The sequence below is a fragment of the Microbulbifer maximicatervae (SeqCode) genome (genome assembly GCF_052467955.1).
This window is the reverse complement of the sequence record NZ_CP174329.1, coordinates 536,614-562,009: the sequence shown is the minus strand read 5'-3', so window position 1 is coordinate 562,009 and position 25,396 is coordinate 536,614. Positions and strand designations below refer to the sequence as shown.

At 51.6% G+C, this 25,396-nt stretch carries 26 protein-coding genes and 1 tRNA gene; 17 read left to right on the top strand and 10 right to left on the bottom strand.

Going from position 1 to position 25,396, the window contains the following annotated elements; all coding sequences use genetic code 11:
* Positions 1-308 precede the first annotated feature (308 nt).
* The gene (locus ACJJI5_RS02395; RefSeq protein ID WP_413663753.1) at positions 309-1,667 is read left to right on the top strand and encodes a S41 family peptidase; all 1,359 of its coding nucleotides are present in this window, start codon (positions 309-311) and stop codon (positions 1,665-1,667) included.
* A gap of 47 nt (positions 1,668-1,714) precedes the next feature.
* Here the strand turns inward: ACJJI5_RS02395 and hisF are convergent, their stop codons facing one another.
* From hisF to hisB, 4 genes are read right to left on the bottom strand one after another with little or no spacing between them, the layout of a single operon-like run.
* A complete protein-coding gene (gene hisF, locus ACJJI5_RS02390) occupies positions 1,715-2,476 on the bottom strand; it encodes an imidazole glycerol phosphate synthase subunit HisF (protein WP_282930766.1) in 762 nt (253 codons plus the stop codon).
* On the bottom strand, positions 2,476-3,207 hold the full coding sequence (hisA, locus tag ACJJI5_RS02385) for a 1-(5-phosphoribosyl)-5-[(5-phosphoribosylamino)methylideneamino]imidazole-4-carboxamide isomerase (protein WP_445355429.1): 732 nt from the start codon (positions 3,205-3,207) through the stop codon (positions 2,476-2,478). The genes hisF and hisA overlap by 1 nt, the downstream gene beginning before the upstream one ends.
* Before the next feature lie 48 nt (positions 3,208-3,255).
* On the bottom strand, positions 3,256-3,909 hold the full coding sequence (hisH, locus tag ACJJI5_RS02380) for an imidazole glycerol phosphate synthase subunit HisH (RefSeq protein ID WP_445355428.1): 654 nt from the start codon (positions 3,907-3,909) through the stop codon (positions 3,256-3,258).
* Positions 3,909-4,496, bottom strand: coding sequence for an imidazoleglycerol-phosphate dehydratase HisB (hisB, locus tag ACJJI5_RS02375; protein ID WP_282930763.1), 588 nt, complete (start codon positions 4,494-4,496; stop codon positions 3,909-3,911). Before hisB ends, hisH begins: the two co-directional genes overlap by 1 nt.
* A gap of 101 nt (positions 4,497-4,597) precedes the next feature.
* On the opposite strand from hisB, the gene ACJJI5_RS02370 reads away from it, so the two are divergent.
* The 12 genes from ACJJI5_RS02370 (at position 4,598) to ACJJI5_RS02315 (ending at position 15,497) form a co-directional block, all read left to right on the top strand.
* Positions 4,598-4,912, top strand: a complete 315-nt coding sequence (locus ACJJI5_RS02370; RefSeq protein WP_413663756.1) for a hypothetical protein — start codon at positions 4,598-4,600, stop codon at positions 4,910-4,912.
* Between the two features lie 82 nt (positions 4,913-4,994).
* Positions 4,995-7,097: a TonB-dependent receptor gene (locus ACJJI5_RS02365; RefSeq protein WP_444940438.1), complete on the top strand. Its 2,103-nt coding sequence runs from the start codon at positions 4,995-4,997 to the stop codon at positions 7,095-7,097.
* Between the two features lie 165 nt (positions 7,098-7,262).
* Positions 7,263-9,422, top strand: a complete 2,160-nt coding sequence (locus ACJJI5_RS02360; RefSeq protein ID WP_445355427.1) for an AsmA family protein — start codon at positions 7,263-7,265, stop codon at positions 9,420-9,422.
* 79 nt (positions 9,423-9,501) lie between these two features.
* Positions 9,502-10,587: an A/G-specific adenine glycosylase gene (gene mutY / locus ACJJI5_RS02355; RefSeq protein WP_444898274.1), complete on the top strand. Its 1,086-nt coding sequence runs from the start codon at positions 9,502-9,504 to the stop codon at positions 10,585-10,587.
* A gap of 15 nt (positions 10,588-10,602) precedes the next feature.
* Complete coding sequence (locus ACJJI5_RS02350; RefSeq protein ID WP_282930759.1) at positions 10,603-10,878, top strand: oxidative damage protection protein; 276 nt, start codon at positions 10,603-10,605, stop codon at positions 10,876-10,878.
* A 126-nt stretch (positions 10,879-11,004) separates the two neighbouring features.
* A tRNA-Phe gene (locus tag ACJJI5_RS02345) sits at positions 11,005-11,080 on the top strand.
* 619 nt (positions 11,081-11,699) lie between these two features.
* Positions 11,700-12,185 (top strand): hypothetical protein, encoded by a 486-nt coding sequence (locus tag ACJJI5_RS02340; RefSeq protein ID WP_445355426.1) that lies wholly within the window; start codon positions 11,700-11,702, stop codon positions 12,183-12,185.
* A 17-nt stretch (positions 12,186-12,202) separates the two neighbouring features.
* Entirely contained in the window at positions 12,203-12,628 is a 426-nt protein-coding gene (locus tag ACJJI5_RS02335) for a hypothetical protein (RefSeq protein WP_445355425.1), read from the top strand.
* 221 nt (positions 12,629-12,849) lie between these two features.
* Positions 12,850-13,647, top strand: coding sequence for a hypothetical protein (locus ACJJI5_RS02330; protein WP_445355424.1), 798 nt, complete (start codon positions 12,850-12,852; stop codon positions 13,645-13,647).
* Positions 13,648-13,748: 101 nt separating this feature from the next.
* Positions 13,749-14,186, top strand: coding sequence for a DUF1810 domain-containing protein (locus tag ACJJI5_RS02325; RefSeq protein ID WP_413663762.1), 438 nt, complete (start codon positions 13,749-13,751; stop codon positions 14,184-14,186).
* A gap of 380 nt (positions 14,187-14,566) precedes the next feature.
* The gene (locus ACJJI5_RS02320) at positions 14,567-15,190 is read left to right on the top strand and encodes a GDSL-type esterase/lipase family protein (protein WP_445355423.1); all 624 of its coding nucleotides are present in this window, start codon (positions 14,567-14,569) and stop codon (positions 15,188-15,190) included.
* Between the two features lie 178 nt (positions 15,191-15,368).
* Positions 15,369-15,497: a DUF1810 family protein gene (locus tag ACJJI5_RS02315; protein WP_445355422.1), complete on the top strand. Its 129-nt coding sequence runs from the start codon at positions 15,369-15,371 to the stop codon at positions 15,495-15,497.
* A 37-nt stretch (positions 15,498-15,534) separates the two neighbouring features.
* On the opposite strand, the gene ACJJI5_RS02310 is transcribed toward ACJJI5_RS02315, so the two are convergent.
* The 3 genes from ACJJI5_RS02310 to ACJJI5_RS02300 all read right to left on the bottom strand — a co-directional run bounded on the left by ACJJI5_RS02310 (position 15,535) and on the right by ACJJI5_RS02300 (position 19,130).
* Entirely contained in the window at positions 15,535-16,872 is a 1,338-nt protein-coding gene (locus ACJJI5_RS02310; RefSeq protein ID WP_445355421.1) for a dicarboxylate/amino acid:cation symporter, read from the bottom strand.
* Positions 16,873-17,061: 189 nt separating this feature from the next.
* Positions 17,062-18,042, bottom strand: a complete 981-nt coding sequence (locus tag ACJJI5_RS02305; RefSeq protein WP_445355420.1) for a YHYH protein — start codon at positions 18,040-18,042, stop codon at positions 17,062-17,064.
* A 56-nt stretch (positions 18,043-18,098) separates the two neighbouring features.
* On the bottom strand, positions 18,099-19,130 hold the full coding sequence (locus ACJJI5_RS02300) for a LysR family transcriptional regulator (protein WP_445355419.1): 1,032 nt from the start codon (positions 19,128-19,130) through the stop codon (positions 18,099-18,101).
* A 1-nt stretch (position 19,131) separates the two neighbouring features.
* On the opposite strand from ACJJI5_RS02300, the gene ACJJI5_RS02295 reads away from it, so the two are divergent.
* From ACJJI5_RS02295 to ACJJI5_RS02280, 4 genes are all read left to right on the top strand, one after another.
* Positions 19,132-20,046 (top strand): CmcJ/NvfI family oxidoreductase, encoded by a 915-nt coding sequence (locus tag ACJJI5_RS02295; protein ID WP_445355418.1) that lies wholly within the window; start codon positions 19,132-19,134, stop codon positions 20,044-20,046.
* 65 nt (positions 20,047-20,111) lie between these two features.
* Complete coding sequence (locus tag ACJJI5_RS02290; RefSeq protein WP_445355417.1) at positions 20,112-21,443, top strand: aldehyde dehydrogenase family protein; 1,332 nt, start codon at positions 20,112-20,114, stop codon at positions 21,441-21,443.
* A gap of 34 nt (positions 21,444-21,477) precedes the next feature.
* Positions 21,478-22,275, top strand: coding sequence for a prolyl hydroxylase family protein (locus ACJJI5_RS02285; protein ID WP_445355416.1), 798 nt, complete (start codon positions 21,478-21,480; stop codon positions 22,273-22,275).
* Between the two features lie 106 nt (positions 22,276-22,381).
* Positions 22,382-23,035: a DUF6058 family natural product biosynthesis protein gene (locus tag ACJJI5_RS02280; RefSeq protein ID WP_445355415.1), complete on the top strand. Its 654-nt coding sequence runs from the start codon at positions 22,382-22,384 to the stop codon at positions 23,033-23,035.
* Here ACJJI5_RS02280 and ACJJI5_RS02275 read toward each other — a convergent pair whose 3' ends face one another.
* From ACJJI5_RS02275 to ACJJI5_RS02265, 3 genes are all read right to left on the bottom strand, one after another.
* Positions 23,036-23,683 carry an SOS response-associated peptidase family protein gene (locus ACJJI5_RS02275; RefSeq protein WP_282930700.1) on the bottom strand — a complete coding sequence of 216 codons (648 nt, stop codon included), beginning with the start codon at positions 23,681-23,683 and terminating at the stop codon, positions 23,036-23,038. It abuts the gene before it with no gap.
* Between the two features lie 679 nt (positions 23,684-24,362).
* Positions 24,363-25,148 (bottom strand): type I methionyl aminopeptidase, encoded by a 786-nt coding sequence (gene map, locus ACJJI5_RS02270; protein WP_445355414.1) that lies wholly within the window; start codon positions 25,146-25,148, stop codon positions 24,363-24,365.
* Positions 25,141-25,347 carry a ParD-like family protein gene (locus tag ACJJI5_RS02265; protein ID WP_413663773.1) on the bottom strand — a complete coding sequence of 69 codons (207 nt, stop codon included), beginning with the start codon at positions 25,345-25,347 and terminating at the stop codon, positions 25,141-25,143. The genes map and ACJJI5_RS02265 overlap by 8 nt, the downstream gene beginning before the upstream one ends.
* Positions 25,348-25,396 lie beyond the last annotated feature (49 nt).

The following is a 25,396-nucleotide window of genomic DNA, read 5'->3' as shown; positions in this document are numbered from 1 at the left end:
ATAGAGCCCCCTCGCAAATCACAGCGATCGGGATTACACACCCGCCTAATGCTCCCCACTTCATCTCACGACTCCCGCCGCTGTGCTAATTAAATGAGAAAGCACCACGACGAAAAGCTGCGGAGTATCGGCTTTTTTATCGCCAAAAGAGAATAAGAGCGGGAGCCAACCCAGGTGTAAGACCCCTGGGCTTATGACGACTAAGATCGTGACACTGTAGAATTTGGCGTCCGCTTAGAATCCCTGCCAATCTCTGCGGTCTACACTTTCGCAAAGCAGCGAAGAAATAAGGCAGAGGTCACAACAACATGTTTATCCCCAAGGCGCTGACAACCTTGATCGGCGCAGCCGCTCTGACAGCCCTGCCTTTAATGGGTTTGACCGACGGCGATAGCCATTCCCAGGTGGCTGCAGACACTGAAGCCCGCCTGCCGCTGGAAGATCTGCGCAGCTTTGCCAAAGTTTTCGAGCAAATTCGCCAGGGCTATATCGAGGAAGTGGACGACCGCACCCTATTGGAATACGCCATCAAGGGCATGCTGCAAGGCCTAGACCCGCACTCCTCCTATCTTGATCGCCGATCCTTTGACGATTTACAAGCCAACACCACCGGTGAGTTTGCCGGCCTCGGGATCGAGGTGGGCATCGAAAACGACCATATCACCGTCGTCACCCCCATGGACGACACCCCCGCCTCCCGCGCTGGCCTCAAGGCCGGCGATGTCATACTGCGCCTGTCGGGCAAATCCATGAAGGGCGTGAGCCTGGATGAAGCGGTGGAGTGGATGCGCGGGCCCAAAGGAAGCAGTGTCACCCTGACCATCGCTCGCAAAGGTTTTAAAGAACCTTTCGATGTCACTCTCAAGCGGGACACCGTGCGCGTGCGCAGTGTGCGCAGCAAAGTCCTCGATGATGGCTACGGTTATCTGCGCATCAGCCAGTTCCAGCTGGACACCGGCGCCGATGTGGCCGACGAGCTGATCAAGTTGCAGAAGAAAGGCGCGCTGAAAGGACTGGTTATCGACCTGCGCAACAACCCCGGTGGCGTGCTGCAATCCTCGGTGGAAGTAGCGGATGCATTTTTGGAAGAGGGCCTGGTGGTCTACACCGAAGGCCGCAATGAAGCCGCCAACCTGAGCTATTCCGCCGAGCCGGGCGATTTAACCGAAGGCGCTCCGCTAGTTGTATTAATCAACGCGGGCTCCGCCTCTGCAGCGGAAATTGTCGCCGGCGCCCTACAGGACCACCGCCGCGCAGTGGTGATGGGCACCGACAGCTTCGGCAAGGGCTCGGTCCAAACGGTAATCCCTATCAATAATGAGCGCGCCATCAAGCTGACAACCGCGCTCTACTTCACTCCCAATGGCCGCTCAATCCAGGCCCAGGGCATCACACCGGATATCGTGGTAGAGCGGGTGAAAGTCACCCGCTTGGACGACTCTCCCAGACCCACTGAAGCGGATTTGGCCGGGCATCTGGACAACGGTAACGGTGGTGCCGACCGGACTTCTGAAGACCGCTCGAGAGAACAGGAAGAACGGGAAGACTGGATGGATCGCGACAACCAAATCTTCGAAGCCCTCAATGTACTCAAGGGCCTCAATCTCTACGCTCACAGGGACAGGGGTTTGCGCGAGCGCCTTGCCCGCGCAGACGAACAGCAGTAAGCAGAGTGCGGCGGGCCCTGGGCCCGCCGTGCAAGACCTACACCTACCTACAAGCGCATTTCAATCCCTGCGCTGTGCATAAACGCTTTCGCTTCGGCAATGGTGTATTCGCCGAAGTGAAAAATACTCGCAGCCAATACCGCATCCGCACCGCCGTGCAATACGCCATCCGCCAGGTGCTGTAGATCTCCCACACCACCGGAAGCAATGACTGGCACTTGAACCGCCTCAGTAACTGCCCGGGTCAGGGCCAGGTCAAAACCGTTCTTGGTGCCGTCGCGATCCATACTGGTCAGCAGGATTTCGCCGGCACCGTATTCGGCCATCTGCCGGGCCCAGGCCACAGCATCGATGCCAGTGGGCTGGCGCCCGCCATGGGTGAAGATCTCCCAGCGGCCCTCTCCCACCTGCTTGGCATCAATGGCCACCACAATACACTGGCTGCCAAAGCGCTCGGCGGCCTCGCGTACAAACTCGGGATTTTTCACCGCCGCTGAATTGATTGCAGTCTTGTCCGCACCGGCATTCAGCAGATTGCGGATATCTTGCAAGGTGCGCACACCGCCGCCGACAGTGAGGGGGATAAACACCTCATGGGCCATTTTCTCCACCGTGTGCAGGATGGTATCGCGCTGCTCATGGGTGGCGGTGATATCGAGGAAAGTGACTTCATCCGCGCCCGCTTCGTTGTAGCGGCGGGCAATTTCCACCGGGTCGCCGGCATCGCGGATATCGACAAAGTTAACGCCCTTCACCACGCGGCCGTTGTCCACATCCAGACAGGGAATAATACGTTTCGCCAGAGCCATTATTTGTTCCGTTGGTCGCAAAGCTGCTGCGCTTCGCGCAGGTTCAACTTGTCTTCATAGATCGCCCGGCCGGTAATCGCACCGTAGATTTCACCGGCATCCAACAGCTGTTCAATGTCCTCAATGCTGCTGACACCGCCGGAGGCAATAATAGGCACCTGCACTGCGCGGGCCATTTCCAGGGTCGCCTCAATATTGACGCCCTGCATCATGCCGTCGCGGGCAATATCTGTATAAACAATAGAGCTGACACCACAATCGGCAAAGCGCTTGGCCAGTTCTGTCGCCTTCAACTCGGAGACCTCAGCCCAGCCCTCGGTTGCGACCAAACCATCTTTGGCATCGAGTCCAACAATAATATGGCCCTCGAACTCGCGACACGCCTCTTCCACCAGCTTGGGATTTTTTACCGCCGCAGTGCCGATAATCCCCCACTGCACACCGGCATCCAGATAGCGCTCGATAGTATGCAAATCGCGAATGCCTCCGCCAATTTGCACCGGTAAATCGGGAAACTGTTTGGCGATAGCAGTTACCGCTTCACCGTTCACCGGGTTGCCGGCGAAGGCACCATTTAGGTCCACCAGGTGCAGGCGCTTGGCTCCCTCGTTCACCCAATGATGGGCTGTCGCCAGGGGATCATCGGAAAATACAGTGGCGTCATCCATCTCGCCCTGGCGCAGGCGCACGCATTGGCCGTCTTTTAAATCAATCGCGGGAATTACAATCATGTCTTTTCTTACGTCGGCAGTAATTTCAGTGTGATCGGTGAGCTGGGTCTATTGAGCCCGGCCGTTCCAGTGGACAAAGTTCTTTAGCAGCTGCAAGCCAGCCTCGGCACTCTTCTCCGGGTGGAACTGGGTGGCGAAGATATTCTCCCTGGCAACTGCGGCAGCCAGGGGAATGCCGTATTCGGCTTGCCCGGCAATATCCAGATTTTCAGCAGCCGGCACATAGTAGCTGTGGACAAAGTAGAAACGGCTGCCATCGGCAATATCGGCCCACAGGGGGTGCGGCTGACGCTGCTGAACACTGTTCCAGCCCATATGGGGCACCTTGAGCCGTTCAGCACTCTGCGCCGGGGGAATGTTGTCGCCGAAGAATTTCACCGGCTCCGGGAAAATCCCCAGGCAATCAACGCCATTATTCTCCTCGCTGTGGTGCATCATAATCTGCATACCCACACAGATACCCAGCACCGGGGTACCCACACTGATAGCCTCGCGAAGCAGCGGCGAAAAACCCGCCTCGACAAACCCTGCCATACAATCCCGAATGGCACCCACACCGGGCACCACCAGGCGCTCTGCGTCCTCGGCCTGCTCCGGCGTCTGCGCCAGCACCACCTCGGCCTCCGGCGCCACCTTGTTCAGGGCACTGGCCACCGAATGCAGGTTGCCCATACCGTAATCGAGTACTGCGATCTTACCCATCACAAGACTCCTTTGGTGGAGGGCATGGTGCCGGCCATACGGGGGTCCGGAGTCAACGCCATTCGCAGGGCGCGGCCAAAGGCTTTAAATACAGTTTCCACCTGATGGTGAGCGTTGTGGCCACGCAGGCAGTCAATATGTACGGTTACCAGCGCGTGATTGACGAAGCCCTGGAAGAACTCAAAAAACAGTTCGGTATCAAAGTTGCCGATCCGCTTCTGGGTGAAAGGCACATCCATAACCAGGCCGGGTCGACCGGAGAAGTCGATTACGACCCGGGAAAGCGCCTCATCCAATGGGACATAGCTGTGGCCGTAACGGGTCATACCCTTTTTATCCCCCAGCGCTTCGGTAATGGCTTTGCCCAGGGTAATGCCAATATCTTCCACCGTATGATGGTCATCGATATGAATATCGCCATCGCAGCTAATGTCCATGTCGATCATGCCGTGGCGAGCAATTTGATCGAGCATATGCTCCAGGAAAGGAACCCCAGTCGCGAACTTGCCATGACCTTGGCCGTCCAGGTTAACGCTGACTTGAATCTTGGTTTCCAGGGTGTCACGGGTGACGCTAGCTGTACGCATCGAAAGCGATCCTTATTTGCACGATAAGACAGAGGGCGCAAATTATAGGATGAATGACCCCCCCTGTGGTTCTCTAGTGTCAGATGAAACTTGATTCGTAATTGTTTAGCTCTATCATGCACCGCATGGTTACTCTAAAGCGCCGAAAATCCCATTACTGGGCCAGCCTGTTCCTGTTACTCGCCGTAGTAGCAGCTCAGCCGCTGTGGGCGGAGCACTTCCACCTGGGCGATACCCAGGTAGAGATGTGTGACCTGTGTTGCATGCATTCACCTGCAGCACTCGGCAGCGAGCCATTGCTCGTACAGGCTGAGCCCCAAAGTCACTATGAACGGCCCTCTGCGCCAACCGCGCGCGATCGCCAGCCAGAGCGCCAGAGTGCGCGCGCCCCTCCCTTCTTCCTGTCACTCAGCTAACACCCAAAAACCGATATTTTTTAGTGAATGCCCGCGCTGGAGCGCGTATGGCATTGTCCGCCTGTGACAGGAATTAAAAACAATGACTAAGTTCAATACTTTGGCCCTGGCTATTGCCAGCTTGGCCGTGCCCGCTATTTGCGCCGCAGAAGACAGCAACAAACTGGAAGAAGTTAACGTCACCGTATCTCCCCTGGATAAGCCCGCCGACGCAGTAGCTGCGCCGGTATCGGTGCTCTCCGGCGAGACCCTGCGCAAAGCCGCTTCCGCCACCCTGGGCGAAACCCTGAAGAACCAGCCGGGAGTGGCCAACGCCTCCTTTGGCAGTGGCGTGGGCCTACCGGTTATTCGCGGCCAGAGCGCCAACCGGGTGAAGATCCTGAACGATAACCTGGATGTCTCTGACGCCTCCAACACCAGCGCCGATCACGCCGCCAGTATCGAACCTCTACTGGCGGAGCGCATCGAGATACTGCGCGGACCGGCGGCACTACGCTACGGCAGCGGCGCTATCGGTGGGGTGGTAAATATTATCGACGGTCGCATCCCCACTGACGTACCCGAGAAAGTTGAAGGCGCGGTTGAGATGCGCCACGACACTGCCAACAACCAGGATGCCTCGGTATTCCGCTTTACCGGCGGTGCCGGGCAGCTGGCCTGGTACTTCGACGGTGTCTACCGCGAAAATGACGACACGGAAATTCCCGGCCTCGCTATTGTCGAGCACGAGGAACACGAAGAACACGACGAGGACGAAGGCGAGCACGAGGAAGAATTCAACACCGACGGCTACGTCGGCAACACCAACGCCCGCGCCCACAGCTACAGCGGTGGAGTTTCCTGGATTACTGAAAGTGGCTATATCGGTCTGTCAGTAAACAAGCTTGAGAACAACTACGGCATTCCTCTCGGCACTCACGAGCACCACCACGATGATGAGGAGCACGACGAGGACGATCACGAGGAACACGAAGAGCATGAGGAGGAGAGCGAAGTCGAAGCTGTGCGTATCGATATGGCGCAGACTCGCTACGACCTCAAAGGCGAGCACCGCTTCAACAGCAACTATTGGGACAAGTTACGCCTGCGTATCGGCTATAACGACTACGAGCACGTAGAGTTGGAAGAGGACGCAGCCGGTACCCGCTATGCCAACGAAGCCTGGGAAGGGCGCTTGGAAATCACCCACGACAGCGGTAGCGAGTGGCGTGGCGCCTATGGCCTGCAGTTATCCGATAAAGACTTTACCTCTGACGAAGGGGCATTTATCCAGCCCTCCCGCACCCGCAGCGCCGGCCTCTTCACCATGAAGGAACGCGAATGGGGCAACTGGCACCTGGACCTGGGCGCGCGTATTGAGCGTGTCGATGTCGATCCTGAGTACGAAGAAGACCGTGACTTCAACCTGTTCAGCACCAGCGCTACCCTGCAGTACTTCCTGCAAGAGCACCAGCATATCAGCGTCGGTGCCACCCGCTCCGAACGCGCCCCGGTAGCCGAAGAGCTGTTTGCCGACGGCGAGCACCTAGCCGAGGGCACATACTTAATTGGCAACAGTGAACTGGACAAAGAGCGATCCATTAATCTGGAGTTGGGCTATCACCACCACAACGAAGCGGCCAGTGGCTGGCATGCAGCGCAGATTGAAGCCAGCGTCTTCTACAACCGCATCGGCGATTACATCTACGCGCAAAACACCAATGAGTTGTTTGAAGAAGAGCTGCCCATCTACGCCTATGGCAACCGCGATGCCACCTTCTACGGTGCTGAAGCCTCGGTGAAATTTCCCCTGCGCAGCAACTTCTACCTGACTCTGTTTGGCGATGTTGTGCGCGCGAGCTTCGACGAAGATATCGCCGGTGAGAGTTCCGATGTGCCGCGCATGCCTCCCCTGCGCCTGGGTCTCGCCCTGGGAGCAGAGTACGACCAGTGGGGTTGGGAATGGCGCACAGTCGAAGCTGCGGACCAGGATCGCGCCGGCGCCTACGAAGAAGAAACCGACGGCTATACCCGTATGGACCTGAGTGCCCACTACAACTTCAACATCGGCAGCAGCGACGCGGTGATCTTCGCCAGCGCCCGCAACCTGCTCGACGAAGAAATTCGCAACTCCACCTCACTACTGCGCGACTACGCTCCTGAAGCTGGTCGCAGCGTCGAAGCCGGTGTGCGGTTTATTTTCTAATAAACACCTGCTTCAATGGCCCCGCAGTGCTTTCCCAGCCTCGCGGGGCTGCATCTCCTACAATTCCGGCATAACCTATTTGTAGAAGTGCGCGGGAACATCGAGCCGCGCTGCGGCGTCATATGCGTGACACCACACGACAAATACACAGGGACAATGCTCTCCATGGCCTGGATAAAGCGCACTTTTATCGCACTTTTAATCGTTTTCCTGCTACTCGCTGGCGCCGTCGCCTGGCTGTTAGCAGGACTCGACATCAACCAATACAAACCCCAGTTAGAAAAACTCGCTGCCAAACAGGGCATCTCCCTGCAACTGGAAGGTGATATCGGCTGGCAGCTGTGGCCCAAGCTCGGCCTGCAACTTGAAGATGTACAGCTGGCACCATTAAAGCTGCCAAAACAAACTCTGGTGAAAGCAGAAAAAATTGCCATTGGCGTGGCCCTCAAGCCACTACTGCAACGCAAAGTAGAGGCTGAGGAGATAGTCCTGGTAGCTCCGCAAATTGAGCTCACCGTCGACAAAGAAGGGCGCGGCAACTGGGAGCTGATTAGCGAGGCCCTGGAAGCTCAGAGCAAGCAACCTCCCAAACTCTCTATCCCCAAGGAACAGGAAGAGCCATCACAACAACAGGTCGACCTGAGCCTGCAAAAGCTGCGTATCGAGAAGGGCGTGGTGCTCTACAGCGATGCCCAGACTAACAAAGAGTACAAAGTCCAAGACCTGCAGGTAAGCGTTATTAACCTGGTACCGGGTGGCGAGCCGGGCAAACTCACTGCCGCAGCAGACCTTACCGGCAGCGACCTCAAACACCCACTGAAGCTAAAAATTGATAGTACCCTCGCCCTGGACGAGGGCCTCAATGGGCTGCGCCTGCAACCGCTACAAGTAGACCTCACCTCTGAGAACAGCGCCAAGGCCAGCCTACATATGCGCGGCTACCTGCGCAGGGACAGCAACACCCAACCCTGGCGTATACAACTAAACGTCAACGCCAATGCCGACCCTCTGCGCCCCTGGTTTGAACTGACGGGCACCGAAATCGATACCCGCGATAAAGCGGCACTGCAAAAGCTGAGTATCGAAGCGAGCGTGGAAGGTACCGAGCAAAAGCTCGACCTGACACCGCTGCAATTGAAACTGGACGACGTCACCTTTAGCGGCAACGCCCAGTTGCGCAACGCAGAAATGCCCGGGCTGGACCTGAACCTGCGCGGCGGCGCCTTTAACCTGGATAACTATCTGCCCCCTTCGAACGAAGATGAGGCTGGAGCCGCTTCGGCAAAACAAACCGAGGGAGTGGAAGCACAGAGTGCGCAAGCTCCCGCCGCTGAAGGCAAAAAGCAGGGAGAGCAGGCGGCACAGAGCGATCAAACTGAAACCGCAGAAAAACCAAAGAGAACAGTAGCTGCCAAGCCGCCCGCGGCAGAACCCCTGCCACTGAGCGACCTGCGCGGCTTCAACGCCAATATCAGCCTGGCACTGGACCAACTGCAAGCCGCTGACCTGCAAATGGACAGCCCGGAAATCCAACTCACTGTGGATAACGGCCTCTACCGACTGCAAAAATTGAGTGCCGATATCTATGGTGGCCAGCTGAACACGAATGGCCAGCTCAACGCTCGCGCCCAGTCCGCCGAGGCGCAAATGCGCGGCGGTCTCACCAATGTCGATATCGGCAAGGTCCAAGCTGCCCTCTTCCCCAGTGAAGACGTCCAGCTGGCTGGGGAAGCCAGCGTTAACTGGAGTGCCAGCACCAAAGGTAAAACATCCACAGCCTTAGAGAAAAACCTGCGCGCCTCCGTTGAGGTTTCCAGCAAGGAAATGTCAATTTCTCCATTCAACCTGGAGAAAAACATGTGCCAGCTGTTCAGCTACGCGGAAAATACCGAAATGCCCACTCGGGACTGGCCCAACAGCACCGGACTGCAGGACCTTCGCGCCACCATCGCGGTGAAAGGCGACCAGGTGGATGTGAGCGAAATTCTCGCCGGTATCGAAAATATCGCCCTGACCGGTGACGGAGAGGTGGACCTGAAGAAACAGGACTTCGACTTCAAGCTCGGCCTGGCCCTGGTGGGAGAGAGCACCTCCGCCGACGGCTGTACCGTGCGCAACAAGCGCTGGCGCAATCGCCCGCTGCCGCTGCGCTGCAAGGGCGACTTCGACGATGTGAACATCAGCACCTGTAAACCCGACAGCCGCCGCCTCGACGACTTGCTGCGGGAAGAACTGAAGCACAAAGCCGAAAAGAAATATGGCGATAAAGTTGAAGAAAAGGTCGACGAACTGAAAGAAAAATTGAAAAATCTCTTCGGCCGCTAAGGCCCCGCTAAAGTGCACCGGGGCCCGCCCGGTGCACAACTCCAGCGTTCAACCACAGATTCCAGCCCGCAGTATCCCCATGACCCCAAAGCAGTTCCAAAATGCCGTCCTGAAATGGTTCGACAAACACGGGCGCAAAGACCTGCCCTGGCAGCAAGACATCAACCCCTATCGGGTTTGGGTGTCCGAAATCATGCTGCAACAGACCCAGGTCACCACGGTGATTCCCTACTTTGAGCGCTTTATGCAGAGCTTCCCCACCCTAGAAAGTCTCGCCCGCGCGCCCCAGGACAAAGTCCTGGCTCACTGGAGCGGCCTCGGCTACTACGCCCGCGCCCGTAACCTGCACAAATGCGCCCAGACGGTGCTAGAGGAATACGGCGGGGAGTTTCCCCAGGACGTAGAGGAACTGACCGAATTGAGTGGCATAGGCCGCTCCACCGCTGGTGCTATTGCCAGTATCAGTATGGGACTCAGGGCGCCGATCCTCGATGGCAACGTCAAACGGGTGCTGGCCCGTTTTCACGCAGTGGAGGGCTGGCCCGGACAGACAGCGGTTGCCAATCAACTGTGGCAACTGGCCGAGACCTATACCCCAAACCAACGCGTTAACAACTACACCCAGGTGATGATGGACCTGGGTGCCACCCTGTGCACCCGCTCGAAACCACGCTGCGAGGAGTGCCCGGTGAAAAAATCCTGTGTGGCTCACTCCCAGGGCAACCCACAGGATTACCCCGGCAAGAAACCGCGCAAGGAAAAGCCGGTGCGCAGTGCCACCCTGCTCTTGCTTGAACACAAAGGTGAAATCTATCTGGAACAGCGTCCGCCCAGCGGTATCTGGGGAGGACTCTGGAGCCCACCTGAAGCCGACAATACCAGCGACTGGCTCAAGGCAAAGCGCTGGCGTGCCAGTGACGTCCAAACCCTGCCGACCCTGCGACACACCTTCACTCACTTTCACCTGGATATTTCCCCGGTGTGGGTACAACTGAGCAAAGTCCCAGCACAGGTGGCGGAGAGCGGCGCTGGCTGGTATAAACTGCGGCGTTTAAACCGCCCTCGTGCGGCCCAGGAACTGGGGCTACCCGCCCCTATCGTCAAGCTGGCAAAACAACTACTGGCGCTGCAGGCTCCCCTGCTCACGCCGACCACTGCCGACTAAAACCAGGAGGAGTCCATGTCCAGAACCGTATTCTGCCGCAAGTACCAAGAGGAATTGGAAGGTCTGGATGCACCGCCCTTTCCCGGCCCCAAAGGCATGGATATCTTCGAGAACGTTTCCAAAAAAGCCTGGCTGGAGTGGATGTCCCACCAGACCATGCTGATTAACGAAAAGCACCTGAACATGATGGAACCCTCAAGCCGCGCCTACTTGAGCGAGCAGATGATGAAGTTCTTGAGCGGCGAGGAATACGACGCAGCCGACGGTTACGTTCCGCCGGAACAGCAGTAACACAAGGCCCCGAAGCTTCCCCGGCAAAGAAAAAAAACTTTTTTATAATCAAGGGGTTGACTCTGACCCGGGGAAGGGCTTTAATACGCGCCTCGCGACGCAGGGGAAGCCCAGCAAGATCGCAAAGCCCGGATAGCTCAGTCGGTAGAGCAGGGGATTGAAAATCCCCGTGTCGGTGGTTCGATTCCGCCTCCGGGCACCATATTAAAAAGCCTCATCCGCAAGGATGGGGCTTTTTTTATGCTTGATTCACTACGAAACTCCGGCTTTCAAATCTAGGGCATACTTATTAATCACCCACCCTTCTGCTACGCTTGCCTGCTTTTCATCCAGCCCTGTTAACCCCACCAATCCCCATTTCACCTTAAAAATTCTTTTTGCTTTTAACTCATTAGGATTAGAAAGCTTACCCCTCGACCCTTTTCCCCCACCCTCTTCATGAGTCCTTTCACCCCTTCTACCTCAAAGTGCGGCTTTTTAAGAGATTGCTTTATTTCTTCTCGACCTCATTAATTATTGGATTATGCTTGATGGAAACCCTCCCCTTTTCATCTATTCTGACAATTATTTTTGTTAGTAAGGTCCTACCACGCCTTAGCGCTAAGTGACATCTAACTTAAGGAGCACCTATAATAAGTATTATCTGGGCAAATTAATGTTTAATTATCTCCGCTCTTGAAAATAGAAACTGTGAGAAAATATTACCTATTTTGACCATTAACAATGAATCAATTTTCAACTAGAAAAATATCTGAAGAATAGTAACTTAGCCTTTATATCAACCTCTATATTTCAACAATTAGACGGGATGGATCAGAACAATGACACTCAAAGAAATATCTCTCCTTATATTTGTCACTTCCCCCTCTTTATCTACTGCATGTGCGCCAATCATTCAAAAGAAGATCGCTATTCCCCCACTGTCTCCAGATAAAGAATTTACATACGTATACCCAAAACCTGAAAAAGATTATTTTATTCAGCAAATTGAAAATTCTAGTAATATCGCTATTGTTGAAATCCATGTTGATCATCATTACACCAACCATCCATACGACGCACAAACTGGTTTTATAGTTTTATATGGATGGGGAGATCCACAACCTAAATTCATTAGCGTTCACCGGCAAGGATCAAGCTGTGGGAAACCAGAAAAAATAGAAGTAAACTCAAGATATGTAGCTATCTTTGAGAAAAATAAAAACCCAATACTAATCCCTCTTAAAGAGGCCGAAGAATCTATCAGGTTTCTTGGCAAGCCAGAATATATGTATACATCCGTTGGTCTTTTACCAAGAGAATTGTAACCACAAAAGAATACAACATGAAGAACTATATACTAGTTGGCACAGCCTCTTTAATGCTTATTTTATTCTCATCAATTTACAGCTTTCTATACGGAAAAGAAGGCAATGACAACATCCTCAATGAAGCCCGAGCACTAGCTCAAGAACATGCAACCAATGAATTAAAAAATAACAATTTAACCTTGATGGCAGAAAGCTACATGGGAAGCAAAATAGCGAATATCCCAGGTTTAGATGAAGAAAAATATCTAAACTGCTTATCCACTTTAGTAAGCTTGAAATTTTATAAAGACAATGCTGACTTTGAGCCTAAGCTTACAGAACTTGAAAAAATTCAACAATTAAAATACACCCCAGAAAAATCGCGCCATTACGCTGTAACATTCAACGAAGTTAAACTTTCTGCAATAAGAAGGCACCCTGATGTTAATTGTATTTTTTAAAGATAAATATCAGCTTAACAGTATTTTGAACCATTTCACTTCCCTTTCCTTTCCTAACCATCTCAGCCTGTAACTTTTCGGCCAATACCATTTCAATCACAAATATCAAGCGTAAGATAGATATTTAATTGGACCAACACCCTACCTACTGTAGAATGCGCGGCTTTTTGCACCTAAGCAGTGAACCACAAAAAAGTTATAGCTAAGTTTCAGAGGTATATATGCCAGCAGGGAAGCCGAATAAGAGTGTTCATTTTATTTATGGAAGTATCATTGCTCTTATTGTTTTGAGCTTTTGTTTTTTACTCTATAAAAGTGAACGTAATGGTTCCCTACGGGTGAAAATAGGAAACAATGAGCTGGAACTACAAATTGATGATAACAACCAATCAGTTTCAATTCGAGCCTTACTCGATAAGCTGTTCCAAAATGAGGAAGCAAGTCGTGAATCCAAGGCCCTATTAAAGGAATTTGGTAATTTCTATTTGCCGACCGATCCTGAACTTATTGGAGAGATTGAAAAGCAGCCCGTCAAGTCGCAAGTCTCCCGACGTTTGCGAGAGCTTCTCTATGGGTTAAAGGGTCCATTCGATCGACAAGCTCACAGCTACTACGATGTTGAAAGCTTGCAGGTTATCGACGCAATTAGCGGTCTGGAGTTTAACCATCCAGTGTCTAAAGGACTACGAGAAATGTTGATCTATAGACGTGGCCCCTTTGAAGAAAGATCTAAAGAAGTACTGCTAAGCGTTCCCGCAGGCAATAGTATTCCATCAGGAAGAGCGGCATCCTGTCGCGGCAATGATTTTTTCAGGCGGGAAATTCGTATTTTTAATACTCAGCGAACAAATTCAATTTCCGTCTTTGTCAGCGGTAGTTTTCCTTGTACTGCTGACACTTCCAATGACATACATCGACTAATTCAGCTTTCCTATGCCGATATGAAGAAACTATTGGGAGATTCTCCTGTTGGAGCCAAGGAGCCCGCCCTTGCTGAGATCATGATGAATATCAATTAATTGGTGGAAGTTCTGCCGTCAGGCAGTTCATCCTCTCGCATTCATCCTTATTACTGCTAACCTTGGGCCTACAAAGGATTAAGAATAAAGGGAATCAAAGCATGGCCCAACCATTTCACCTTGAGCGTTTTGTGACGGCGCAAGAAAGCTCTTATGAAAGTGCCCTGAGTGAGTTGCATAGCGGTCATAAGCGCTCCCACTGGATGTGGTATATATTCCCCCAAATCTCCGGCCTGGGGCATAGCGCGACATCCGAACATTTTGCAATTAAAAACCTGGATGAAGCCCGGGCTTACCTGGAGCACCCTGTGCTCGGCCCCAGGCTCAAAGAGTGCTGCAAGGAGTTATTGCAACTGAATAATTACTCCGCTTACCAGATATTCGGCTCACCGGATGATGTAAAACTTAAGTCATCCATGACGCTATTTTCTATCGCCGATCCCAAAGACAAGCTATTTGAAGAGGTGCTGGAAAAATACTATGAAGGACAGAAGGACCTTCGTACTTTCGAGATACTGAAAGTTCCTGTCCAACATTAGTTGCCCGCAAGGATGGGGCTTTTTTTATGATCGAAAGGCTGGATGGCAATCATTATCTGAACCACTATATTGGCGTATAAGCTGTAGTATCCATACTCACAGAATCTACCACTCTACCCATATTAAATTTTCCCCACCATTTTAAGCCGAACCGATCAGCACCTCTTTCCCCCAAAGAAACTATAAATCTGCTGCCCACCTTAGAACTCTCTCCATTCAATTTCTATTTGTTTTTTAACAAGGCTATTCCTACCCCAGCCTTGGACTCTCAACTTTTAGAAATCACGATTTGATTCTAATGCATGCAACCTGGACCTGATCGATGTCTATAATGGTAACGGCAAATAAAATCCAAAGTTTAGTCAAATTAGTGACTTTCTATGGCACGAAGAGTCCCCAAAAAAATTGTCTTTATTGGCTCCAGTTCTATCTATGGAAAAGGTGATACAGAACTAGGCGGATTTGTTCAACGATTCCGGTTTCGGTTCGAAACTTTAGATCCCTATAATATAGTTTACGCTCTGGGAATATTCGGAGAGAACGCGAACTCTTTAGCCATAAGACTTTCCCGAGAACTGCCCCCAAGAAGGCCACACTTAATCGGGATATATCCTGGTTTCAATGATATTTGCCGTATCGGGGGACCAAAGGCTGAGAACTCTGTAGCGCTGGACTCTTTCCGTCAAACAGTGCGACAGCTGTTACAAACGTCTAAAACCATCGCTCCGTCCTTCCTAATGACAGGTATTCCGTTCGATGAGCAACGAACCACTCCCTTTCGGAATAGTGATAGCTATTTCTATCAGGCTGATGCGGACCTTTATAACCAAGCTATGAGAGAATCTGCCACTGCCGAAATGATCCCCATACTGGAGTTTGACAATTTATGGCGAGATCAGGAATTTATTACTCTTCTCTCAGAGGATGGCCTCCATGCAAATCCCAAGGGACATCAATTACTGTATGAACAGACTTGGGATTTTATCTCTAAAAATTACTTTTAGTATTTATAAATATTTTTCAATCAGATAAATTCTGAAAAAAAATATAATGACTGTTACGATATTGAATAGTTTATATTTGTTTTTTTCATTTTATAAAGATCACCCATACTTTACATATGCCACTTTTTCTCTATTTCAAGCTTCCTTTAGATACACTAGAAGTAATTAAGATTTTAAGATGAAATTTTCTATGGCCTTATTTGCATTGGCAGAAGAGGGCAGAACTTTATTTGATACAGTCCAGGAGAAATACTACGAAGGTCAAAAAGACCCTCGTACTCTGGAAATTCTAGTTATGCAGCAATAGAAACCGGGAACCCTCATTTAAGCCATCACTTTAACAGTCAGGCCGTTTGGGCGGCTTCCTCCTCCAGGTTGTCGCTGCCTAACAAGCGGTCCATCACCAGACAGGCTGTCAGATCCCCGGTCACATTGACTGCTGTACGGCACATATCGAGAATCCGATCCACCCCCAGAATCAGCGCAATACCTTCCGGCGGGACACCAATACCGGCCAGAATTGTCGCCAGGATTACGATACCGACGCCCGGCGTACTGGGAGAACCAATTGAAGCGCCAACGGTAGTCACTGTCAGCCCCACTAGCTGCGCGGTTGTCAGGTCAATGCCATATACCTGGGTTAGGAACACCGCTGCGATTACCTGATAGAGCGCCGTGCCATCCATATTCACAGTAGCGCCCAGGGGCACAATAAATTTGGCGATGGATGGTTTTACTCCCAGGGGACTTTCTGCAACTTTCATTGACAGCGGCATTACCGCAGCAGAGCTGGATGTGGAGAATGCCAGCAGCTGCACTCCGCTAATTCTCTGCAAAAATGTGATCGGGCCGACGGAGGTCACCAGGGAAACAATTATCAGGTAAAAGCTGAGAAGAATAAGTAGTCCCAGAATCACGGTGCCCACATACACAGACATTCCCAAAATTGCAGTGAGGCCCACGCGAATAGCAATATCTGCCAGGAGGCCAAATACGGCCAGGGGCGCAAACAGCATGGCCCAGCCAACCACTTTAAGTGCCACCTCCTGAATAATGCCAAAGGCGTATACCGCTGTTTCCCGCTGCTTTTGCGGCAACAGCATCACGGCAACACCAATGAAAATCGCGTAGACCACCAGCTGCAACATATTGCGCATGGCAATACTTTCGTTGAGGTTGGCGGGAATCAACTCAGCAATACGCTCGGGAAGCGGTTTGGACTCCATCACCTGGGCGGCGCTCGCAACTTGCAACTCGGTAGCGGCGCTAAGCAGGGACTCATCGATATAGTCGCCGGGTTGGATCAACTGGACCAGGATAATCCCGATAATCACCGCAACGGTGGTGGTGCCGACAAAGTAGGGGGCGATGCGCAGCCCGACCCGTTTAAGCTGACTGACATTCCCGCTGCCACTGAGCCCCAGGATGATTGAGGACATAATCAGCGGTATCACCACCATCTGGATCATATTCAGAAAGATGGAGCCCGGCAGCTTAAACCAGCTGGCCAATGCCGCACTGAGATCCTGGCTCACCAGCGCGGCCCCCTCAGGAGATAGCAGCAGGCCGACAGTTAGCCCCAGGATCATGGCGACCACTATCTGCATCCATAGGCGAGTGCGCACCAGCACACCGAGGGATTCCACCATTCGGATCAGATAGAAATTTGTACCATTGCTCATTGTTGGTATTCCGGATTACCTGAAATAGTTAGAGGCATTATGTCCCAGGGCCATTAAGGAAACCTGGCGGTCAGATCAAGTCCTGGGCATATAAGACAGTTATTCGACGCCATTTATTGATATCAATACCAAAAAGAGTGCTGAGCCTCTCTTCGTCTTTCACTATTTGAAGCAACAATCGGGCCTGAGTTAACGCCTGGGTGGTCCCGGAGGTCCCCGGTGGGAGAAATCGCACTGGCTTTGATTGCCGGTCAGGGCACAACCTCTCTCCCCTTTCAGGCAATGCAGGATATCGTTTTCTGCAGCGAGGTTGGCGTGGTAGTGATAGCCCAGGCCGGCAAACTCATGGCCACGGCATTCGTCCAGGTCATCGGGCTCGCGGCCATCGGCATTCTCCCGCGCATAGATCAGGTAGCCATCTATGGCGACACCGACAATCGCAGCATGACTTGCGGCAGACGGGTAGGCTTGGCTGCAACCCAGGGCAGCATGGTAGTGATAACCCACGTGGGGGTTTACATGACCACCACAGGCATCCACTGGCGCTAAGGTGTGTGCACCTAAAATTGCACCAATGGGTGCGGCAATATCAAATTTAACCCCATTAAAAGCGACTCCATAACCGGAAAAACCATCGGGATTCTGCTTTGACTTGGCCTTGGCGGGCTGTACGGGGATCAGGTAGCGGGTATGAAAATCCGGGCCCATATAGCTGGCCAGGCACTCCACACAGTAATTGTTGTATTGCGGTGCCACATCAGGCCGCGCGGCCATCTCGCAAGCCTGCTTCGAATCGGTAATCTTTATCGCCCCAGTTTTAGGATCATATAGGCTCCATTTTGGATCAGAGAAAAAGGTCGCAGCATTTTTAACGAAAGGTCCATCAATCGGCACTATCTGCTGCTTGATAAACATCATGCCGCCAGACGTAATTGGGTCGACAACATTGCGTGGGCACCAGGGCCCCATTTTATGTTCGGGTTCAGCCTTTACCACAATCATCCAGCATTGGGTCTTGCGCCCCTCAGAGAGGGTGCAATCCACTTTTTTAATTTCCTCAACCAGTGCGTCTTTGGCAAATAAGTGGGGGATACCCATTTGCTCGGTAAAATCGGTATGAGCGTAAACAGAAGCGCTTAAAAATATCAGCAGAAAAAATGCTGCACGCATGACGATCACCACTTGAATCCTTGGAGTGCTCAAGTTTAGCAGCGCTGCCTCCCTCACTAATTACTGGGAAATTGTTGTGCTAACAGGGTGCGAATCCACTTGTGCAAAGGGTCCTGACTGCTGCGAGTATGCCAGGCGGCAATCACATCAAACCCCGGGGGCTGTTCGACAATAGGCAGTGTTTTTAGTCGGGGATCAGGCAACAGTCGCGAGGGCAAAAAGGCAACGGTATTGGTAGAGGCAATGCACTCGGCTGCGGCGGCAAAAGAGGGGACAGACAGCACCACATTGCGCTCCAAACCAAACTGCTCAAACCAACTATCCGCCATGCCCCGCAGATCCCCCCTGGAAGGTGATACCACCAGCTGTGGCAAAGCTGCCAACTCTTCCATTCCCAAGGGCTGACTGGCGCTGTGCGGCATATCGGTGTGCTGGCAGCATACGCAGACGTAGCGCTCTCGATACAACAACATACTGGGGCTGTTATCCGGCACAAATCCCGGCGTGCTAAACACCAGATCCACTTCACCGGTTTGCAGTTGCTGGGCCATGCGATCAATCTCCAACTTAAGCACCACGACTTTTATATCTGGAGCCTGCTGACGTAGTTGCTTGAGGAGAACCGGCAGTACCACCCGCTGCTCAAAGTCCGTTGCACTGATGGTAAAGATGCCCCGATGCTGTGCCGGATCAAATTCATCCGTACGCAGCAGCGCCGCGACATTGTTCAGGATCTCATCCAATTTGGGAGCCAGGCGCTCGGCCAGGGGGGTGGGAATAACACCGTTGCTGGTGCGAATAAACAGCCGGTCATCAAAGATTTCCCGCAGGCGTTTCAATTGTTCACTGACTGTTTGCTGGCTCACACCCAGTTGGTCAGCCACCCGGGATAAGTTCAGTTCCCGCAAGATAGCGTTCATTAAGCGAAGTTGACGTAACTCCAGCCTCTCCAATGGGTTCGCCCGATGATTTCTGCTCAAACCTGTATCACTCACAACTGTTACTTGGTTTTCATTGTATCCACGTAACCCTAGCATTGTGAGTAGATTGGCCCGTATGGCATCCACTTCGGTGGGGGGAGAGTTCACTATGCAAACCGCAGCCCGATCCTCCTTTCAGGATCAATTAGTTACAGCAATTATTCACTACGCTGATCCCAGTAGCGATCTGGTGTACGACAAGCGTTCAGAGGGCCCCGGGCCCGCCAATCTGGTCGAGAATGTTATTTCCCAGCAGGTTCACATCTACGATGGTCGCGCCCTGAAAACCGCCGGGGAGCGTTTTCGTCTCGATAACCAGGGGTTTGAGCTGGTACGCCCCATGCTCGGCATAAACCTGCGCCAGCTGGATGATGCGCTACACGCGCTGGACCAACCCTCAGGGAGTAGCCCCAGCCCTGAGGAGCGCGACCAGTTGATTCGCACCCAATGGTATCCAGCTATTGAATCCTGGATAGGCGCTCACCTGGGTGCAGCAAAGGTACTGACCTTTGATCACACGTTGCGAGCCCAACCATCGACTGATGCGACACCGGAGCTGAGCCGCAGTCGCCGATCACCTGTGAAATTGGTGCACAACGACTACACACCCTGGTCCGCAGAGCGCCAGCTAAAGGAAACCCTGGAGGCCCGGGGATACAAGCCATCAGATTATCCGCGCTACCAGTTTATTAATCTCTGGCTGCCCCTATTGCGCCCGGTGCAGGAGTCACCGTTGGCAATGGTGGACCTGCGCACTGTCGCCGCCAGTGATTTCCACAATATGCGATTAATTTACCCAGAGCGAAAAGGGCAGATTTCGGTGTTGAGTTTCAACCCGGTTCACCGCTGGATTTGGTTTAGCGACATGCAGCCCGGCGAAGGCATTTTACTGCGGGTCTTCGATAGCCAGCACCGAGGTGATGTAACCGGTGTTCCCCACTGCGCTTTCGACCTGCCGGGAAGTGCAGGGGCACCACGCAGAACCAGCCTGGAAATTCGCACTATTGTCCTGTTTGACCAATAACACCAACGCTTTTAAGAAAACACCCGGCCACTCAATAAAGTGGCCGGATTGAGTGAGACCTCATTATGGAAAATATACTTCGATCGATTGATCCACTAACCGGAGAGGCCATCGGATCGCTACCTGTCAGCAAGCCCCAAGATATTCAGAACATGGTGGAGAAAGCCCACAAAGCGCAGCGAGTGTGGTCGAGTAAATCTCTTCAGGAGCGGGTACAACTACTTCAGCAGGCTTACACAAAACTGAATGCGGAAGAGGGAGAGCTGGCACAACTTATCAGCCGTGAAATGGGCAAAGATGCCCGGCGTGCACAGTATGAAGCCGGCGGCGTAGTCCAAGGCGGTGCCTGGTTAGCGGGGGATGCCGGCGAGGCCCTGCGGGCAAAACGCAGTGGCGGTAGCGAAATTCAATATCGGCCACTGGGCGTTGTCGCGGTTATCTCCCCCTGGAACTATCCACTAGCCATGGCCAATAACCTGATAGTTCCCGCGCTGATCGCCGGCAACGCTGTGATTTTAAAACCTTCAGAAGAGTCGCCATTGGTCGCTGACTTATTGGTGAAAACACTCAATCAAACCCTGCCTCAGGACATTTTACAAATTGCTCACGGCGATGGCGCCACCGGTGAAGCCCTGGTGAAATCCCCCATCAATATGGTCGCCTTTACCGGATCGCGAACAACGGGCCAAAAAATTATGGCCAATGCCGCTCCGGCATTGAAACGCCTGGTTATGGAATTGGGTGGCAATGACCCGATGATCGTGTTGCAGAGCGCCAATATTCCCCAGGCTGCACAATTTGCCGTTGGCTCCAGTTTTGAGAATTCTGGCCAGATGTGCACCTCCACAGAGCGTATTTATGTGGACGAAAAAATTGCCGATAAATTCGAAAATGCCGTGGTGGCATTGGCGAAGCAGTATCGTGTCGGCGGGTGGCAGGAGCCACAGGTGGATATCGGCCCCTTGGTTAATCACCGCCAACATCAAAAGGTAGTGGAGCATATCCACGATGCCCTGAATAAAGGCGCAAAGCTTCTTCTAGGGGAGCGCGATCCACAGGTGCCGTTTATTCCGCCCACAGTTATCAGCGATATTCGACCGGGCATGCTGGTGGAAGATGATGAGACTTTTGGGCCTATCGTAGCCATCGACCGCTTTAGCTCAGTAGACGATGTGGTCGAGCGGGCCAATAACTCTGTTTACGGTCTCGGTGCGGTTGTGTTTGGTGAAAGCAAACAGGCCGAGCAAGTCGCCAGCCAGCTGCAAGCGGGAATGATTGGCATCAACCAGGGAGCCGGCGGCTCACCTTGGGTGGGCGCCAAGCAAAGTGGCTTTGGCTTCCACGGTGGAGCTGAAGGGCACCGGCAGTTTGCACAAATTACCGTTTTAAACCGCTAAGTCCTTTAAAAGTTTTTCTATAGAAGTACAGCAGATGTCCACGACTGAAAGTATTGATACTGTCACCCACTTGGATGACTTTTTTGTTATCGCCCGCGAACCCGGAGCAGAACACCCGGCTCTACCCACCTGGGCTACTCGCAATAAAAACCCGGCAGCGCTGGCCGATCAAGCACCGCAACCGGTTTCACGACGAGATATCGCCGAGGTACCCGGAGCCTTCCAATTGCTCAATGTCTTTTCAAAAGAGGAATGCCAACGGCTGATTGATTTCACTGAAGCGGTGGGGTATTTACCGGATGCAGCCGTCTCCCTGCCCCGGGAGGTCCGCCATAACGACAACCTGACCTGGGTGGTTGACGAGGTTACAGAGCGGCTGATCTGGCAGCGATGCCGAGACCTGGCGCAGGACTTAAATGGTTACTTTGGTGGAAGAGAGGCTGTCGGCATCAATCGGCGTTTCCGCTTTTATCGCTATGGTGAGGGAGATTTCTTCCAGTTCCACACCGATGGCGCCTGGCCCGGTAACCGCATTGACAACAACCAGTTGATCACCAATGGCTACCCCGATCGCTATAGTGAAATGACGTTTTTAGTACTGCTGAGTGAAGATTTTGAAGGTGGTGCAACCCGATTCAGGGTGAATGCAGATGACCCCCTAAAACAACCCAGCCGGGACTCTTTATTAGACATCGATATCCGCACACCTGCCGGAGCCGTACTGTGCTTCCCCCATGGAATGCATCCCTTACACAGAATTCACAGCTCTACTCCAATCACCCAAGGAATCAAATATATTATTAGAACGGATATTCTCTTCCTGCAGGAATAAATTCTCCAAGACCTGTTAAAAGGGAAAAGATGCTTCGACTCACATCGAAGTATTAAGTGCTCCAGGCGCTAGAATTTCATTCGATTTCTACCTTGGAGCACATTCAGTGGAATTGGTAAATTATCTGGATAAACACTTCCTAACCAAAGAACAGCTTATTCAGGCTACTCAAATCAGCGAACTACAATTGCAGCGCTACCAGGATGAGGGTGTTATGCCAAAGCCCTCCTATAAGCTCAATATTCAATGGGAGTGTGAATCCTTTTTTGGACCCCACTTCGAAAAACAGGCAGTTGAGTACTTTGCAAAAGGCTACGCCAGCTGGATTGGTATCATAGAGGCTAAGCAAGACTTTAACTCTATTTATCAATGCTTTGCTAATCGATACATGGCTAAAATAGCTCTATTGCGAAATTTAGGATACGAATCCAGCAACCCAAAATTTTCATCCGGAATTTCTCAACATATCGAAGAGGAATGGCAACACTTTATTGAGGGGACTTATGGATTATGTACTCGCAGTGGCCTGCCAGAAGATATAGCAGCAAAGGAGCTGGCTAGCATAGAAATCAATGCAATTCTTGTTCAAGATAATTTAAACCATAAACAAATACATCGGCTTAATCGTTATGTAGATCTTCTAGATGAAACCAGCGCATATTTTGCGCCTCACGAAAGAAGTATAAGTTCAAGGCAGAAGCTAATTGATACGCCGCGCAGGAAGTATAATTTAGATTGCTCTGTATCAAAAAGTAAATAATTATCCAATTACGGGGATAGGATCACCGATATACTCAGTCGAAGTTGCCCGCAACAAAGGGTGGGCTGTCAGTATTTTCCCCGAGTACTCAATGGATGGTTTTAAGAAAGGGCTAAAATCTTCTGTCGCCGCCGCACAATTTAACCAGGATGCTACAAAATCTGGGCGATTGGGCGCAATCATGGGAAGTGACTTTTCATGGTAGCGCTTAGTGGCTGGGTGGGAGTCCAAAGTAATGATTGAGCAACTGAGCAAATTTCCCCAGATTTTATACAAACCACAAAAGAAAAAAGGCTCACCATAACTGAATTCCACCGGGTGCTTGCCACCTTGGCTTTCCACCCAGGCGGTAGCCGGAATTAAGCAGCGGGATTTTCGATATTCCGGTCTGGAGTCCAGTTTCTTCCAATTACTGTTGATGGACCAGTATTTTTTATGGGGCCGCCAAGTATCACCATGCCTTTCAAGATAGAGATGCCAAATGGCATTTTCTATTTCAGCAGAACCCTTCCGAGTAGTTACAATAGACACCTGCTGGGTGGGCCTCCGGCGCCTACCGTAAATCATATGTCCGGCACCCCGAATGCCATAGGTATCGAGAAAACGCTCCATACCCGCATGATCACTGACATCAAAGACACTACACACCCAGAGCCTCCCACTTATCCCGCTGAACTGGTTTTTTCAGTATATTCGGACAGCCACCTTAAATTACTCTCGATCCCTCTCATCTGGCACAAGGTTAACTCCAATTCCTTGCGCAAATCCACTCCCACAGCAACAGAAAACCGACGTACGTACTTTTCATAGTTCAAAATACTAATCGCGTACATAGGGCGATTGTCATAACTGGACCTATAGCGGCAGATACGAATCGGTTCACTATCAAAAACTATAACTCTGGGGCGCATAATCAACCACTTAGCATACTGTATGAAAATACAGTATATCTTGGTTTCCTGCGGATATGTCAAGAAGGCCACAACTTGGCATCAAGGCCATTCTTCATCAGCGGCATCGTATTTTTGCTTATGAGGACAGGAGTCATTTGATGATAAATTAATGCGTTAGGGGAGGGGGGTAAATCCAGCAATGCTGATTTTTTATCACATCAAAAAAATAATATTGAGAGGAAATAGGAGTTCAGAATTTACCATCACATCAATCTCACCTCGAGTGCCCAAACACGCTAAAATGTCGTGCAGAGCAATGCCAATGGCCAAACCTGACTACCTAAAATAACTCACCCTGTTAAAAACATCAGGGAGTGCGGATATCTGTTATCTCGCAACCCCTTCTTTATTTACCCAGCAGTTATTATTGATATCTATTTGATCTTGGAAGGTCTTTCCTCATCCCTAAGCGTTAGCACTTCATGGCCGTCACCGGTTACCAAAATCGTATGCTCCCATTGAGCCGATAGCTTTTTATCCTTAGTTACTACAGTCCAGCCATCTTTCTTAAGTTTGGTTTTACGATTTCCCTGATTGATCATGGGCTCAATGGTAAATGTCATTCCCTCCTGCAAAACTTCACCGGAACCAGGCCGCCCAAAGTGAAGAACCTGCGGGGCCTCGTGCATTTCCCGGCCAATACCGTGGCCACAATATTCCCGTACGACACTGAAGCCGTTGCGCTCGGTATGGCGCTGGATTGCATTGCCGATATCACCAAAAGTAACTCCCGGCTTTACCGTGGCAATACCGGCCCACATAGCTTCATAGCAGGTGGTTACCAGTTTTCTGGCAATAGGGGTCACGGTACCGATGCTATACATTTTGCTGGAATCCGCGATATAGCCAGATTTCTCCAGGGTAATATCCACATTAATGATATCTCCCTCCCGCAGTAGCTGCTTATCACTTGGCATGCCGTGACAGACTACTTCGTTGATTGAGGTGTTCAGGGCGTAGGGATAACCATATTGCCCTTTGCTGGCGGGGCGGGCATTGAGTTCATTGACAATAAATTCTTCTACCCGCTCATTAATTTGCATTGTCGAGACCCCCGGTTCAATAAAGGAGTCCAGCATGGCAAATACACGGCTCAACAATTGACCCGATTGGCGCATTAACTGCCGCTCATCGGGAGTCTTAATTTTTATTTCACTCACGTGTCAGCTCTTCCAGGGTTAATGCCTGATTGCGCAGCAACTTCTTACACAAGTCGCTGTAGCTTAATTCCGGATTCAGTTCCGCCAACATCCCAATCTTGATCCAGTACTCCGCCTGGGAATTAATTGAGCGGGCCATCACCGTGCTGGCTTTGCGAATCTCATCGTGTAGCTCATCGGATATCTTGACGATGCCCATAACCATAACCTTGATATACTTTATATATGTAGTGTATACGAAACATATA